The following is a 14,396-nucleotide window of genomic DNA, read 5'->3' as shown; positions in this document are numbered from 1 at the left end:
TGTTACTAGGACAGTGAAATGACACTTAAGCTTAATAAAAGAAAAGCACAAATCCTTGATGAAGCTATTGCGCACTGGGAACAAGAAAAAATTGTAAGTATGGAACAAAGTGAGCAATTACGACAAAGTTATCAAGTCGCAAATTTTGACTGGAAACTGCTTGCTGTTTATTCATTCTGGATAGCTATCGCTTGTTTTATCCTCTCCGTCATTTTATTAGTTGCTGATAACTATTTAATGTCGTTATTGGCCAAATTGATTAATACTCCAGCCAGTGTTTTAACTATTTTTACCGCGTTTTTATCCGCCGCATTATACTATCTCGGCGTTAGAAGACGTACTAAGTTCCCTGAAAAAAGTATTAGCAATGAAGCAATTTTCTTTTTTGGTGTTTTACTCACAGCTGTTTCTGTCGGTTTTTTAAGTAAAACAGCATTCGCTGAACATTGGCGAGAAAGTCTATTTATTGCTATTCCTGCCATCATCTATTGTGGGTTAGGTATCAAGTTAAGATCAGTTTTAATTTGGTTATTTTTCTTATTAAGCGCGGGGCTTTATTTACTCTCAGAAACGTCCTATTTAAGTGATAGCCATTACCTCTTTTTAGGAATGAATATTCCGCTGCAATTTACTTGTTTTGGCGCCATCATTATCTTAATTAGTCTATTTTTTCCAAAAATAAAAATAGTAAAACCACTAACAGAAGCAACGCGTTTTGCTGGACTGTTCTATTTTTTCACTTTTTTATGGCTACTGACTATATTCGGTAACTATGACAGTTTTCATGAGTGGTCACAGATAAAACAAGTGGAATTATGGGCATGGAGCCTTTTAGCTTTGGCTTGTTGTACTATCGCAATTGTTATTGGCATAAAAACTAATGATGTTATGACGCGTGCATTTGGTATTACTTTTATGTTAGTTGTGCTGTATACCGAATATTTCTCGTATTTTTGGGGCGAGATCCATAAAGCACTTTTCTTTGCGATACTTGCACTTAGCTTTTGGTTTATCGGAACACGAGCTGAAAAGTTATGGCAACCTTATCAGTAAATAAAACACATTCTTCCATACCATGAAAATGGGATAGCTTAATAGTAAAGCTATCCCATTATGAAAGTCATCGATTCAATCTCTATCGATGATAGGCTATGTACTGTTTAGCCTTTTTAAGCCCCATATACTTAGCCAGCGTCTTTTCTGCTACCTGACGTAAATCAACCACAACTAAACCATCTAACGCATCATTAAAAGCAGGATCAACATTAAAGCAAAGTAGCTTGCCATTTAAGCTTAGATATTGCCTTAATAAGACAGGAACACCTTTCTTATCGTTATCTAATCGACTCACAACTTTTGAGAGCAGTTGAATATCAGTAAGCGCGGCCAATATATCGGGATGATGATAACAACGATCCCCTTTCGGCAAAGGATAACTCGGCTTTACCAACGTTGCTACCTGCTGATCGTAATAGTGCACCTCTAGACTAGCCGCTAATAATTGGCGAGCCTCTAAACTATAGTCATTACTTATACTCACAGGACCAAATAAGTGCGTATATTGCGGATGACGATAGACAAATTCGCATATTCCCTTCCACAGTAACAATAGTGGGCTAAGGCTACGCTGATAAGGCTGAGCAACAAAAGAACGTCCTAATTCTAATGAATTACCTAACTGTTTCACTAACGCCTGATCATAATTAAACAAGGTTCTTGAGTATAACCCTTCAATCCCTTGCTGCTGTATGATTTGATCAGATGCTCCTAAACGATATGCACCAACCAACTGCTGCTGCTCTTTATCCCATACGAATAAATGATAATAAAAGTCATCAAACCGATCTAAGTCCAATGCTTTTCCAGTGCCTTCCCCGACAGCCCTAAAATTAACTTCTCGCACTCTACCAATTTCTTTTAATAAATGTGGCGCGTCTGCAGCTGTGGTGCAATAAACATCAAAGCGAGAATTTTCAATAAGCTTCTGATCATGTGGCAAATGTGCAATTTCTGCTGCTAGTAATTGAGCTGGGATAGGAGGATGGATCGTAGCCATTTCAGGGTTCGATACTGGTTCTTGCTTTGTTGACTGAGATAAATAGCTTGAACCTAAAAGATATGTATTGAGCCGTAAGTAATTAACTAATTGATAGTCATCATTAATATTTTTCACTTCCGAATAATGTATAGCTTCACCGATCGCTAGCCCTATACATTGTTGGCGTTTATTTAGCATCTCTCGCCCAAGCATTGCTGTACGTAATAAAGGATGAATTTTCCCTGCTAAATAAAACTTTTTACTGTTTTCACCACTAATAAAAATCGGCACTACAACTGCTTTATGACGGCGAATAAAGCGACTGACCGAGCGATTCCAACTTTTATCGACTAACCTTTTTTTTTGATCTTTAGTCGATACTTCTCCTGCTGGGAATACCAGCAATAAGCCTCCCGCAGCAAGGTGATGATGTGCTTCTCTTACTGCTTTTGCATTCGCTTTTACTGTGGATTGACTTTCAAAAACATCAACGCCAATGAACAGAGAATCTAATTCAGGCACTGTTTTTAAATATTGATTCGCCAAAATTTTTATATCTGCACGAACTGAGAGCAGAAGCTCAGCAAGAATAATGCCTTCCACACCGCCAAGAGGATGATTGGCAACAATCAAGGTTGATCCTTGCTGTGGGATCGTTTGTACCGAGCCTTGTTGGAGTTGATAATCAATCCCTAACGATTCTAACGCATAGCGCACAAAAGTTGTTCTATCTGAATCAACGGGGCGTTTTAAATAATACTGATTAAGCTGCTTTAGTCCTGTCACCCATTCAGCCACGTTCTCAGCAATACCTAGTGGCGTTTTTCTTGGAAGTAAAAAAGGCGTGTCCGTTTCCATACTTTCACCGCAAATCACCGAATTTGGTGTCAGTATAAAAAGGATAAATGACGAAGGGGTTTCAATCTATTGCCGTTTTAATGACAAAAATAAAGCCACTGTTTAAAGTGGCTTTATATCGGTAAATTATTTATAAACGCTATCTGTAACAAAGTCGATACTCAAAAAATAGATATATTATCTTACTGCTTGCATTTCAAGATTATAAAGACGGATCTCATGTAATACACGTTCTGTCAGAATTTCATTCATGTTGTCACGAACTGACGCTTGCATTTCCGATATAGCAGGAAATACGTTCTCATGCATTTCATCTAAACATTCCTTTGATACCTTCATTTTTAAATCAAACTCAAAAGATGCTAGAGCCAAAAACTTCTCCATTCGCTCTAAAACGACATCAATCATGTATTGATCAGCATTTAAATCAAGCAGTTCCTGCTCAACAATGGTTTCTAAAGGTGTCCGTTCTCTCGGTTGTTCTTTTACTGGAAAAGTAAGAATATTCGACATAATATCCTCCCATAGACAGTAACTGTGAAGTCCCTAACAAATTTCCCTGTAACAATACCGTTACATTTATCCTATGTGTATTTATTCATTCTGAAAAGCACAATTTTGAAAAAACGTTATAAGTATAACATTTTTTAAATCTAACATGCCCTATCCTAACTCTATAAAACCTTTAATAAACATATAGATAAACAAATAAAAATAAATTTAAACTTTTCTTATTTTTTTTTCGTACAACTATCAACGATGACCAATATTGTTCGATTTTCATGCATTTCCTCTAACAAAACATTTTTGATTTGGAGCCTTGTAGCGCCACTTATCCGAGTTACTCAAGCCGTATCTCGGTTTTTTTTGTCCTAAAAATAGCAAAACCTTAATATGTGGTTTAAATATCAAACGTTTAGTGAAAATAAGACATTTTTCACGTATAAAGCTATATATTCGATCTACCGTAAATAAAAACAAATCGATTACGGCGAATAGACTAAGGAGAGAGTAATGAAAAAAGCCATAATGGTGGCAGGATTGGTAGCATCAGCGCTATTAACAAGTGGTTGTTCAGATAATGAAGTTGGCGATGTATCACTAGGGGTATTTACCACCAAAGATATTAAATTAAATACTTTAGTTGACCCATTAGTGCCCGGTGTTACCTGTCATATAGCAAGTATTGAGGCAGATTTAAGCCTTGCAGATCCATCCGATTCATCGATTTCATGTCGTCAAACAGGTGAAATTACACCTGATATGATTGCAAAAATAGACAAATCGAAATCGGGTGAAGTGGTATTTAAAAAGTCGAAAAGTATTTTCTTTAAAACAATGAAAATTCGTCGTATTTATGATCCTGCTTCTGAAACATTGATGTATTTATCATACTCAACAAAAGAAACATCAGGCAGTTACAAGCATAGCTTATCAACTGTGCCTCTTTGGGGAACGAAAGCTTACGTACCCAAAGACGTAACACCACAATCTGCGCAGTAATATCGGTTTATACACCGCAACCATGTACTTTTAACATACATGGTTGCGGTATCCTGATAAGAAAAAGTAATTTAAAACTTGTTAAATCGACCTTTAACCATGATCGAGCCGATCAATGCCATGACAAGGCCCGTTAATAACACCACAAAGTTTTTATGACGCTCAGCGGCTAAAACTTTTTCTGCATAATTTGCATTAGGCAAATCAGTACTGCTCGCATGAATATATGCACCCATTTCCATTAGTACGTGCTCTTGTCCGACCATACCACTTAAAGAAATACTTGCCCATAATAGCGATACAACGCCAATTGAAATTGAAATAAAACCCCAGCTTTGTTTAACATCCATATTCTAGCCTACTTTAAAAACCATAAAACATACTGTGTATTTATATAATGGATAAATACACAGTATGTGTAATAAATATCAGAGATGTTCCTCTTTGGTCGCATAGAATATTATAATAGCAATTGAAAAACAAATGATTAATATAAAGTCAAATACTGTTCAAAAAGGCACCAAATATAAGTTTAAGTATATATTTAAAAAACAAAAATAACTAACCATATGTTTTTAAATGATTTTATTTTTTACGTGTTTTTTTTGAATTTCAGTTTTGAAAATATGAATAAATAATTTTGGAATTCATATTTATATTAGGCTTAATTTCGTGAGAAAGTACTAATTTCATTTACAAAAAAATAACAAGAAAAGATATGGAACTCATAATGCTGTATATATACACACTGCCTTTTTACTCTAGCTAAATAAAAAAGTAACCATAAGGTTACTTTTTTATTTATAGCGCTATATTACTTCTGTTTTGGTCTAAAAGGCTTTATCACCGCATCATCACATTCTAAGAATGGACCATCCATTAAATCAATACAGTATGGAATTGCAGGAAAAACAGCATCTAAGCATTCGCGAATCGATTTAGGCTTACCTGGTAAATTAACAATTAAGCTATCGCCACGTAAACCCGCAGTTTGGCGAGACAATATCGCAGTGGGTACAAACTTAAGTGATTCAGCACGCATCAATTCACCAAAACCTGGCATCATACGATCGCAAACCGCTTCAGTCGCTTCAGGTGTCACGTCACGCTTAGCAGGGCCAGTGCCGCCTGTCGTAACAATAAGGCTGCAATTTTCTTCATCTGCCATTGTAATAAGTGTTGCTTCAATCACATTTTGCTCATCAGGGATCACCTTATAAACAGGCTCCCACTCTGAGGTTAAATAATCATTTAGCGTATCGATAATCGCTTGGCCTGAAATGTCTTCATAAATGCCAGCACTTGCGCGATCACTTACCGTAACAATACCAATTTTCGCTTTGCTCATTCGTTTTCCCTCAGTTTTCTTTTGTCTCTTTATTACTTAATCTTTTAAGTAATAAACTCACGTGCTCGCAAGTGTAAAGAAAATGACGTCGAGGTAAACCGTTATTTTCCTTACACTCTCTATTATCAATTAATATCGTATGACGCATTAACACCAACGACGAACATTTCTGCAATATTGCAAATATTCATCACCAAACATAGCGAGTAATACCTCTTCTTCGGGCTCTATTTGAAAATTATTCATCACCCATATAAAAACAGGTACGATCACAAAGCAACTCAGCGCGGAAAAATAAAAAGCAGCAGCTAATAGGAAAAAGACTAACCCTATATACATTGGATTCCGCGTAAAGCGATAAATACCGGTCGTCACCAACCGTGATGTTTTCTGTGGATGGCGGGGATCAATTGTTGTATTGGCCTTTGCAAACGCAATTATCGCTGTAAATCCTGGGATAGCGCCAATAAAACACAACACCGAAACCAGAAAACTCTTACCACTAAAGTCAATGGTTAGAATCGGATAAAAGCGAGAAAGTAAGTACATGGCTAACACGGATAATAACAATAATATTGGAGGTGGGACACGCAACGACATACAAAGAGCCTTCTAAAACAGATTAAGATATCACTTTGATATTATAGATATAATTATATCCAGTAGATATTTTATTTGCCTCAAATGCGATCAACTTATAGCATGACCGTTTTATCTATTTTGTCACGTTATGCAGCCACTAAAATATCTACAGGGTTACCCAACTCATCTTACTGAGCAAGTACAACAGCTTATCGATAATGATACGCTAAAGACTCTGCTCTTAAAGCGCTACCCGACGCCACATAACATCAAAACAGAAAAAGCACTGTATGATTATGTCGTTGAACTTAAAAATGCCTATCTAAAAAAATCAGCGCCTATCAGTAAAGTGGCTTACGATAATAAGATCAACGTTATTAATCATGCACTAGGTCTACATACCTTCATATCGCGCGTCCATGGAAGCAAGCTAAAAGCCAAACATGAAATCCGTATTGCCTCCGTCTTTAAATCAGCGCCACTTGAATTCCTGCGTATGATTGTGGTTCATGAATTGGCACACTTGCGAGAGAAAGAACACAATAAAGCGTTCTACGCATTATGTTGCCATATGGAACCTCGCTATCACCAATTGGAGTTCGATATGCGTATGTACCTGACCCAACTCGAACTATTAGGCCCAATTTATTCTCAACCGAAAAACGATTAAGGCCAGTACTCCTCTTTCTATGGAAAAATTAGGTCGTCGATTTAATTACGATTACAATAACGTAAAACGTCACAGAGATATTAAGCATGCAACAAGAAGAATTTGAGATTTTAGTAAAAGAATTGGCAGCACTCGATAGCGTTTCAGCGATCCTAAATGCCTTAAAAGACAACGATGAGCCTGAAATTTCAGAAACAGCAGCAGCAATGATTGGTCACTTTAGTCTTGCTGAAATCGACGGGCAACAGCGTATTTACCACGTTTTCACTCAAGAAAACGATCAAGGCGAAGAAGAAGAGTTTGCCGAGTGGGTAATGAATGCTAATGATGAGCTGATGCGCTTCATTGCATGGTTCTTCTACACGACCTTTGAAATTAACGATAAAGAAACGTATCAAGCTGCAGGTCGTTCGTACACACCTGCAAAACGTAGCTAATACGAAAGAATTTACACCGCCAATAACGTTCTTTTATTGGCGGTTTCTAGCTACACACTTATTCTTCTTCATCTTGAACACGAGGCACCCAGTTACATAACGTAAGCATTTTGATTATGGCATCATATTCTTCGTTATTTTCAGTATCATTAAGACGTTGAAGGTAAAATTGCGACATCACATTCGTTATAGTCATAACGGTTCTCCTCTCTAGAAACTGTACTCAGTTTGCTAAAAATAACCGTAACTAAAAACAGAACAAATGCGATTTTCCCCTTCCCTATTTCACCATTATCGATGCAATTACACTGACTAAAACGTCATGAATATAGAAATATGGAACAGTTTTCTAGTTTTATTATCCTTATTTAATTTAAAAAGCTTTATCACTGAAAAACGCTAAGGTAAAACAGTTAAAGTGACCTGCCCCGCATTTTTTAAATAGTGGTTAATCAATGAGTCAATATAAGCCTTATCAATTTCATCAACCACAGTTTGTGGCTCTAGAACTGCACCGATAGGAAAGCCATTGATAAAATCTCGATGAACAAACCAAGCCCGATCTTTCGGCAACTTATCATTATCAAGCATCGCTAAAACTAACGCTTTTTTATGCTCATCCAACTCAAATTGCGGTACTCCTGTTTTATAAAGATCAGCTAATGCATACTCCACCGCCTCAATACCTTTTTTTGCATCTTTTTTATCAGTTACCACGTTTATCTGACATCGTGCATAATTACTTCCAGGTGTTGCAGAGCCACACCAAGCGTTAGGTGAATAGGTCAGCGAGAGTTCTTCTCTAACATAGGTAAGCATTTTTCTTTGTAAGATTCGAGAGATAAGATCCGATGCATATATATCTTTAATATTCGGTTCTGTTGCCTCAAAAATAAAATTAAACACTAAATCTGCACGATCTAATTTATTAATACCTCTTTTTAAACGTACCTTCTTATTTAAAACGGGTTGTTTTTTCGTTGTATATTGGTGCTTTTTACCTTTTGGTAAGCTACCTATATATTTTTCTATTAAGGCTTTCGCTTTTAACGGTTCAAAATCACCAATTACAGTGAGTTTATACCCATTCGCATGACCAAATAACCGCTTATATACAGTTTTGACTTTGTCTTTATCAAGATCATATAACTGTTTAAGTGATAACTTACCTTCATAAGGATTATGTGAAAACAAGTCACCTTTCGTGACCGACTCAAAGTTAGGATCATTATTTCTGGTCCATTGAATCATAGATTGCTTAACATGATGAAACACAGTGTCATCAATTTCTCCGTTTAACATAGCAGCATAAATACTCGACATCGCAAAATCTAAATTGTCTGCCACCGTTTCTATCGTGAAGCCTTGTGTAGTATTGCTAATATAAGGAATTAGCTGAGTATTATTGAGTTGAAACAACTGTGTCGTTTGCTGATTCGTCATACCTGACAAACCACTGTTAAGATATATATCGGTTAACGCAACAGCAGCAGCTCTATATTTAGGATCAAGTATTGTAATACCACCTGGCGCTGAAAATTCTAAATACACTTTTCCATCAGCACTGGCATCAGGCTGTAATAAAACCGCGACGCCATTGTCTAAATGTAATTCTTGCATATTATATTTAGGATGATCACTACTTTTAACAATTTTACCTAAGGAAGGTAAATTGACGATTAATGCTTTACTCTCTGTGACCAAACTACCATTAGGTAGACTCTGCTTAGTCAAAAGAATCTGCTGAATATCAGCAATAATCTTATCTGTATCTGGAGCCCCTGCCCCTTTTGTATAAAACGCGCTAAATTGTGGCTTAACTAATACTTCAGACGTAAAATTATTAATTTCATCTAAACGTATTTCAGCTAAAAATTTTTTCGCTAAAGTGTTATCTAACGATGGAGAAACATTCACTTTATTATGTATTAATGAATCTAACGCTCTGTTTATAATATCAACTGATTTCTGATTTTTATAATCAACATTTGATTTTATTATCTGTGCTGATAATAAATTTTTTTGTAGCTCAAACTCTTCATTGGTGAAACCATATTGATGTAATCTAGCCACTTCAGTTGCTAAAAATTTTATTGCTCCGCTTCTATTCTTATAAAAATTATCATGACCAACACCTAATGAGTAAACCCACTTATTACCGGCATCATTCGGTGTCCCAAGATAAGAATATGCATATTTATAAGGTGTTTTTAACAACTCATTACTTCGCGTTAAACGATGATTAATCAATTGATTCAAAAAGTTAACTAATCTATTATGATAATCATCTTGATACGTTTTATATTGATAATCTGACAAATTAAATACAAGCGATGACGTTTCTTCTTTTATCTGTGAGCTAAAAACGGTAAAAGGCGTTTGCTTAAAGGTTGGTAAATGCGGTGGTTGTTTCAACTCTAATTGACGATACCCTTTAAAATCAGAGAACTGTTCTTTTATAATTTTAACTGTGGTCTTCTCTTTTACATTTCCTACAATTAAAAGCTCCATATTAGTAGGGTGATACCAACTATCATAGTAAGCCTTAAGACCTTTATGTGTAGCTTTCTTTATAGTATTAACTGTACCTGTTATTTTCTGATATTGATATTTAGTTCCCTCACCAAAATTCTCCATATAAGCAATATAAGGATTATCAATTAAATTGGCACGAGCATAAATTTCACCTTGGACAACACCTATCTCTTTCGCTATTTCATCTTGTTCCAAATTTATTTGATAACTAATATCAGCTAAATATTGTAAAACTTTTTTTAATAATTGCTCATTACCCTCAGGAATGCTTAGTTGATAGACAGTATTTTCAAAACTTGTAAAAGCATTTAGATCACGGCCAAACTCTAATCCAGCTTGCTCAAAAAGCCTGATAATTTCGTTTTTAGGAAAATGTTTTGTGCCATTAAATGCCATATGCTCAAGCAAATGAGCATAACCTTTTTGCTGATCCGTTTCTTGTACAGAGCCCGCTTTAACGCGAAGGTATAACTGTATTCGATCGCTTTGCTCATCAACTGGCAATATGTGATATGTAAAACCTGTAACAAGCTTTCCAGTGATCCAAGCCGGATCTTGAGGTAATAATAAATGATCACTATCAGCTCTTGCGTTAACCGAAACAACCATGGTTAACAATAATAGCCCTAAATGCATGATTGGTTGTTTCATACAACGCACTAAAACATTGATAGCTAAATCTAGCTTTGCTGTATCAGAGCCATTCTTTCTACAAAAAAAAACCGATATTACCCTTAAAAAGTTAAGAAACATTGTCACTACTACCACGCAAAATACTTAGTAGTAATTATTCATATTACTTTTTAACAATCTTAAAATGATTTGATTTTTACGATGTAGTTCATCATAAAATAATGCAACGCTATACCATTACGAAAAAATGCGTTTACATATCTTATTCATTTCCCCTCTCTTTCATTGTCCTTTACGAAGACTCACTCATTAGGCGCCTCTAACTCAAAGAACGATAAAAATGTAATAGGTACTAACAGCAAATCACTTTTTCGCCTACAATAAGCGCCAAAATATTCAGATTCAGGTGTTAACATGAAAATTTGTGCTGTTGAGCTACGTAGTAACGAAGCGGTTATTTGCCTTCTTTCACTTCAAAATGGCATGTTCGATATTCCACAATGTCGTACACAAAAGTTCATCATGGAAGATTCTCTAGATAACCAACAAATGCGTGATTTCCAATTCGCATTTAAAAAACTACTGGATGATTACCAAGTAGATAAAGTTGTAATCCGTAACCGTGAAACGCGTGGTAAGTTTGCAGGTAGCGCAGTAGGCTTTAAATTAGAATCAGCTATCCAGCTTATTCCAGATGTTGATGTTAACTTCATGACCAATGCTGACATAAAGCAAAAGCTAAAGCGTAATCCAATGGCGATTGATTTCCGTGATACCGGTTTACGTCAATTCCAAGAAGCTGCATTTACAACAGGCTACGCATTTCTTAGCCGTTAATACATTAACTAACATAATGTAATCAATATCTTAAAGGCGCTTTGCTTAATGCTTAGCGCCTTTTTTATCCGCATAATAAAAAATCCCCTGAGACACTAAATGTCTCAGGGGATAATTACTTAAAGCATGTTGTAATGGCTGATGAGTAGATTATTGCTGCACTATTACCAGCTCATTAATTTTACGCTTATTGACAGTTAGCTACGCCAACTTCTTTCCATACACCCCATTGACCAGATTTCGCAGGGTCTTCGCCACGTGTCCACCACTTAGCTTCCCAAACCTTACCATCTTTAGTCGCTTGGTCACCGCCAGTGTAAACTGTTGCTGCGTCCCATGCGTTATCACATGTATCAACAGGTGGCTCTACCGTTGTATGTTTAGCAACAACAACTGTCGCTGAAGCGCTTGAGCTTGCTTCACCATCAGATACCGTTACAGTAAAGACTACGTTAGTGTCTTGCGAGTACTCAGCCGCAGTAAATAGTACTTGTGAACCATTAACTGTTGCATTAACACCAGCTGGTAATGTCCAATCAAATGTTAGCGTATCACCCGCATCTGCATCAGAAGAAGCTGATGCATCAACAACAACTACATCGCCAGCGTTTGCTGTTTGTGGTGCAGTTACACTTGCAACTGGTGCCGTGTTTGTTGGTGGTACGACAACATCTTTAGGGGTTACAGTGACAACAACAGTATCTGATGACGATGCACCTTTGTTATCTGTTACTGTTAGTTTGAACGTTAATTGCTCAGCTTCTACCACTTCTGCAGCGACAAAACTTGCTGTAGCAGAATCAGCACCAGTTAATGCTACCGCTGTACCTGATACTTGCTCCCAAGCATAACTAGCAATGCTACCATCTGAGTCTTTCGAGCTTGAACCATCAAGTGTTACAGATGCAGGACCTGAAACCGTTTGATCCACGCCAGCTGCTGCTGTTGGTGCCTTGTTTGGCTTATCAATCACCGCGCCCGATACACCTTCATGCATTGCATTTAGGATATCACCGTTATCCGCATCAATTTCCCATGAGAATAAACCAGCAAGGCCAAGTGATTTAACGTAGTTACCTTTAGCTTTAACAGAACGCTCATCATCAAATGTGATCAAGTCACCTGTTGAACGATTCCACACATACGGTGCTTCTGCTTGCTCATCGTAACCATATTCAAAGCCATTGATACCTTGGCTGTTAGCACCAAGCATGTATGATTTAATGCCTTTGTAATCAATAACGCCGTCTTCCCAAACACCTTGAGCTTTGCTGCCCGTCAGTTTGCCAGTACCTGTACCTGTCATTGGATCTGTTGGATCTGTTAGCGTATCAGGTGTTACACCCGTCCAACCACGACCATACATTGCAGCACCAAGAACCAGTTTATTAGCAGGAACGCCCTGATCGAGCAGTAACTGAATACCAATATCAGAGGTGTATGCAGGTCCTTTGTACGGTTCGCCATTTTCATCTAGACCAGTACCGTCACACTGACCAGGACGCATGAAGTTACCACAGTAAAGTGCTGTTTGGTGACCAGGAACGTTGTTCCAACCGCCGTAGAAGTCGTATGTCATTGCGAAGATGTAATCCATGTATTGGATAGCTTCGCCATAATCAACGTCTTCAATTTTATCGTAACCAACACCGATTGCTGATGTTAGCTCATAAGTACGACCTGTATCAGCTTCTAGCTTATCAAGCATCGCACGCAGTTCACGCATTAACGCAATGTAAGCAGGACCATCTTTTACTACATCACCACGATCTGCTGCTTGGCCGCCGCCACCAGGGAATTCCCAGTCAATATCTACACCATCATAGAATTTCCATGTTTTTAGGAATTTCTCAACAGAGGCAACGAATGTGTCACGGTTTGCTTTATCTACAAAATCAAAGAATGGGTCAGACAATGTCCAGCCACCGATTGATGGGATAATTTTCAGATCAGGGTTACGCTGTTTCAATGCCATTAGCATTGCGTAGTTACCCTTGATAGGTGTGCTATATTCATGACCTGCTTGCTTAAAGCTCTTTTGGAATGCAGCCCATGGGTCATGGATAACAACTTCGTAATCATTAACACCTTTACACGCAGTTTGTAGTGCGTTGAAGCTATTACCACCTACCGATTTCACAGACTCGTTTGGACCACAAATTGGGATGAAGCCATAAAGAATATGGGTCAAGTTGTCTGCAGGAATGTTATCTACTGTATATTCACGGCCATAGATACCCCACTCAACGAAATACGTCCCCATAACAACGCTTGGGTCGGTATCAAATGATTTGTTGTTTGGATCAACATTCATTGCTAGAGGAGGTAAGTGTGAACCATCTGTATCTGCAATGGTGATTTGTGCTGGCGCACTTTTCGCACATCCTGTTTCGTCACAGGCTTCGATTTCCATTTGGTACAAGCCGCCTTGCTCGTACTCAAAAGAAGCGGTGGTTTGACTACCTTTGATTGGACCAGATGCGACCTTTTCACCATCAAAATAGATGTTGTAAGTATCGCCTGATTTACCACTCCATTGGTTAAATTTCACATTAATCTTAGCTTTGTCATGGTATTTAACCATGTCGTTATAGCCAGATGTTGTTTCCATCGCTAGCTCAATTTTAGAGAACTGAAGGTTGTTAGAACCATACAGATCAATGCTTGGTGCCGTAGGGGCCGCGAAAGCAGCGCCTGACAGTGCAAGGGATATTCCTGCTGCACAAAGGTTAAATCGAATCATAATCTATCTCTCAATCCTTGAATTTATACTCAACATTAAGCATATAATGCTTCTACGTCTGGTACAGGGTATGACTTTTTTTATTAGTAGAAACATGTATTCAGCATTTCAGAGACTGGCTATTTTTCAAAAAAAATAAGTCAGGGATCAATTCTTTTGCACAAATATTCGTACAAGAATTTCTAGATTTCATGGATTTTGCAACAAGAGGC

The 14,396-nt window shown here is 37.3% G+C and carries 13 protein-coding genes; 5 read left to right on the top strand and 8 right to left on the bottom strand.

From position 1 onward, the window contains the following. Window positions 1-18 precede the first annotated feature (18 nt). Window positions 19-1,053, top strand: coding sequence for a DUF2157 domain-containing protein (locus C9J46_RS07665; RefSeq protein ID WP_107290730.1), 1,035 nt, complete (start codon window positions 19-21; stop codon window positions 1,051-1,053). An 82-nt stretch (window positions 1,054-1,135) separates the two neighbouring features. Here the strand turns inward: C9J46_RS07665 and C9J46_RS07660 are convergent, their stop codons facing one another. Both C9J46_RS07660 and C9J46_RS07655 read right to left on the bottom strand, forming a co-directional pair. After that, a complete protein-coding gene (locus C9J46_RS07660) occupies window positions 1,136-2,896 on the bottom strand; it encodes a lysophospholipid acyltransferase family protein (RefSeq protein ID WP_107207050.1) in 1,761 nt (586 codons plus the stop codon). 177 nt (window positions 2,897-3,073) lie between these two features. Further along, window positions 3,074-3,409: a hypothetical protein gene (locus C9J46_RS07655; protein WP_005364081.1), complete on the bottom strand. Its 336-nt coding sequence runs from the start codon at window positions 3,407-3,409 to the stop codon at window positions 3,074-3,076. Between the two features lie 501 nt (window positions 3,410-3,910). On the opposite strand from C9J46_RS07655, the gene C9J46_RS07650 reads away from it, so the two are divergent. Then, entirely contained in the window at window positions 3,911-4,399 is a 489-nt protein-coding gene (locus C9J46_RS07650) for a CreA family protein (protein ID WP_045152230.1), read from the top strand. A 71-nt stretch (window positions 4,400-4,470) separates the two neighbouring features. Here C9J46_RS07650 and C9J46_RS07645 read toward each other — a convergent pair whose 3' ends face one another. From C9J46_RS07645 to C9J46_RS07635, 3 genes are all read right to left on the bottom strand, one after another. Next, window positions 4,471-4,749 (bottom strand): molybdenum cofactor biosynthesis protein, encoded by a 279-nt coding sequence (locus C9J46_RS07645; protein ID WP_107207051.1) that lies wholly within the window; start codon window positions 4,747-4,749, stop codon window positions 4,471-4,473. Window positions 4,750-5,213: 464 nt separating this feature from the next. Continuing rightward, the gene (gene mog, locus C9J46_RS07640; protein ID WP_107290729.1) at window positions 5,214-5,747 is read right to left on the bottom strand and encodes a molybdopterin adenylyltransferase; all 534 of its coding nucleotides are present in this window, start codon (window positions 5,745-5,747) and stop codon (window positions 5,214-5,216) included. A 147-nt stretch (window positions 5,748-5,894) separates the two neighbouring features. Beyond that, entirely contained in the window at window positions 5,895-6,347 is a 453-nt protein-coding gene (locus tag C9J46_RS07635) for an isoprenylcysteine carboxylmethyltransferase family protein (RefSeq protein WP_107290728.1), read from the bottom strand. 130 nt (window positions 6,348-6,477) lie between these two features. On the opposite strand from C9J46_RS07635, the gene C9J46_RS07630 reads away from it, so the two are divergent. Both C9J46_RS07630 and C9J46_RS07625 read left to right on the top strand, forming a co-directional pair. Continuing rightward, window positions 6,478-6,999 (top strand): M48 family metallopeptidase, encoded by a 522-nt coding sequence (locus tag C9J46_RS07630; RefSeq protein ID WP_107207053.1) that lies wholly within the window; start codon window positions 6,478-6,480, stop codon window positions 6,997-6,999. Between the two features lie 86 nt (window positions 7,000-7,085). Then, window positions 7,086-7,436 (top strand): hypothetical protein, encoded by a 351-nt coding sequence (locus C9J46_RS07625; protein WP_107290727.1) that lies wholly within the window; start codon window positions 7,086-7,088, stop codon window positions 7,434-7,436. 58 nt (window positions 7,437-7,494) lie between these two features. Here the strand turns inward: C9J46_RS07625 and C9J46_RS21645 are convergent, their stop codons facing one another. Beyond that, window positions 7,495-7,632: a hypothetical protein gene (locus tag C9J46_RS21645; protein WP_181316924.1), complete on the bottom strand. Its 138-nt coding sequence runs from the start codon at window positions 7,630-7,632 to the stop codon at window positions 7,495-7,497. 203 nt (window positions 7,633-7,835) lie between these two features. After that, window positions 7,836-10,622, bottom strand: a complete 2,787-nt coding sequence (locus C9J46_RS07620; RefSeq protein WP_158259609.1) for a pitrilysin family protein — start codon at window positions 10,620-10,622, stop codon at window positions 7,836-7,838. Window positions 10,623-11,018: 396 nt separating this feature from the next. Between C9J46_RS07620 and C9J46_RS07615 the strand changes: the two genes are divergently transcribed. Continuing rightward, window positions 11,019-11,441: a DUF3010 family protein gene (locus C9J46_RS07615; protein ID WP_005364059.1), complete on the top strand. Its 423-nt coding sequence runs from the start codon at window positions 11,019-11,021 to the stop codon at window positions 11,439-11,441. Window positions 11,442-11,628: 187 nt separating this feature from the next. Here C9J46_RS07615 and C9J46_RS07610 read toward each other — a convergent pair whose 3' ends face one another. Next, window positions 11,629-14,184 (bottom strand): glycosyl hydrolase family 18 protein, encoded by a 2,556-nt coding sequence (locus tag C9J46_RS07610; protein WP_107290725.1) that lies wholly within the window; start codon window positions 14,182-14,184, stop codon window positions 11,629-11,631. Window positions 14,185-14,396: the final 212 nt, after the last annotated feature.

This window comes from Photobacterium sp. GB-36 (assembly GCF_003026135.1).
Classification (GTDB): Bacteria; Pseudomonadota; Gammaproteobacteria; order Enterobacterales; family Vibrionaceae; genus Photobacterium.
The sequence above is the reverse complement of the archived record's forward strand: the minus strand, read 5'-3'. Positions and strand labels throughout refer to the sequence as shown.

What these genes read in the sequence shown, in the direction of transcription:
- C9J46_RS07665 (WP_107290730.1), top strand. Translation starts at nt 19, where the DNA reads ATGACACTTAAGCTTAATAAAAGAAAAGCACAAATCCTTGATGAAGCT.
- C9J46_RS07660 (WP_107207050.1), bottom strand. Translation starts at nt 2,896, where the DNA reads ATGGAAACGGACACGCCTTTTTTACTTCCAAGAAAAACGCCACTAGGT.
- C9J46_RS07655 (WP_005364081.1), bottom strand. Translation starts at nt 3,409, where the DNA reads ATGTCGAATATTCTTACTTTTCCAGTAAAAGAACAACCGAGAGAACGG.
- C9J46_RS07650 (WP_045152230.1), top strand. Translation starts at nt 3,911, where the DNA reads ATGAAAAAAGCCATAATGGTGGCAGGATTGGTAGCATCAGCGCTATTA.
- C9J46_RS07645 (WP_107207051.1), bottom strand. Translation starts at nt 4,749, where the DNA reads ATGGATGTTAAACAAAGCTGGGGTTTTATTTCAATTTCAATTGGCGTT.
- mog (WP_107290729.1), bottom strand. Translation starts at nt 5,747, where the DNA reads ATGAGCAAAGCGAAAATTGGTATTGTTACGGTAAGTGATCGCGCAAGT.
- C9J46_RS07635 (WP_107290728.1), bottom strand. Translation starts at nt 6,347, where the DNA reads ATGTCGTTGCGTGTCCCACCTCCAATATTATTGTTATTATCCGTGTTA.
- C9J46_RS07630 (WP_107207053.1), top strand. Translation starts at nt 6,478, where the DNA reads ATGCAGCCACTAAAATATCTACAGGGTTACCCAACTCATCTTACTGAG.
- C9J46_RS07625 (WP_107290727.1), top strand. Translation starts at nt 7,086, where the DNA reads ATGCAACAAGAAGAATTTGAGATTTTAGTAAAAGAATTGGCAGCACTC.
- C9J46_RS21645 (WP_181316924.1), bottom strand. Translation starts at nt 7,632, where the DNA reads ATGACTATAACGAATGTGATGTCGCAATTTTACCTTCAACGTCTTAAT.
- C9J46_RS07620 (WP_158259609.1), bottom strand. Translation starts at nt 10,622, where the DNA reads ATGAAACAACCAATCATGCATTTAGGGCTATTATTGTTAACCATGGTT.
- C9J46_RS07615 (WP_005364059.1), top strand. Translation starts at nt 11,019, where the DNA reads ATGAAAATTTGTGCTGTTGAGCTACGTAGTAACGAAGCGGTTATTTGC.
- C9J46_RS07610 (WP_107290725.1), bottom strand. Translation starts at nt 14,184, where the DNA reads ATGATTCGATTTAACCTTTGTGCAGCAGGAATATCCCTTGCACTGTCA.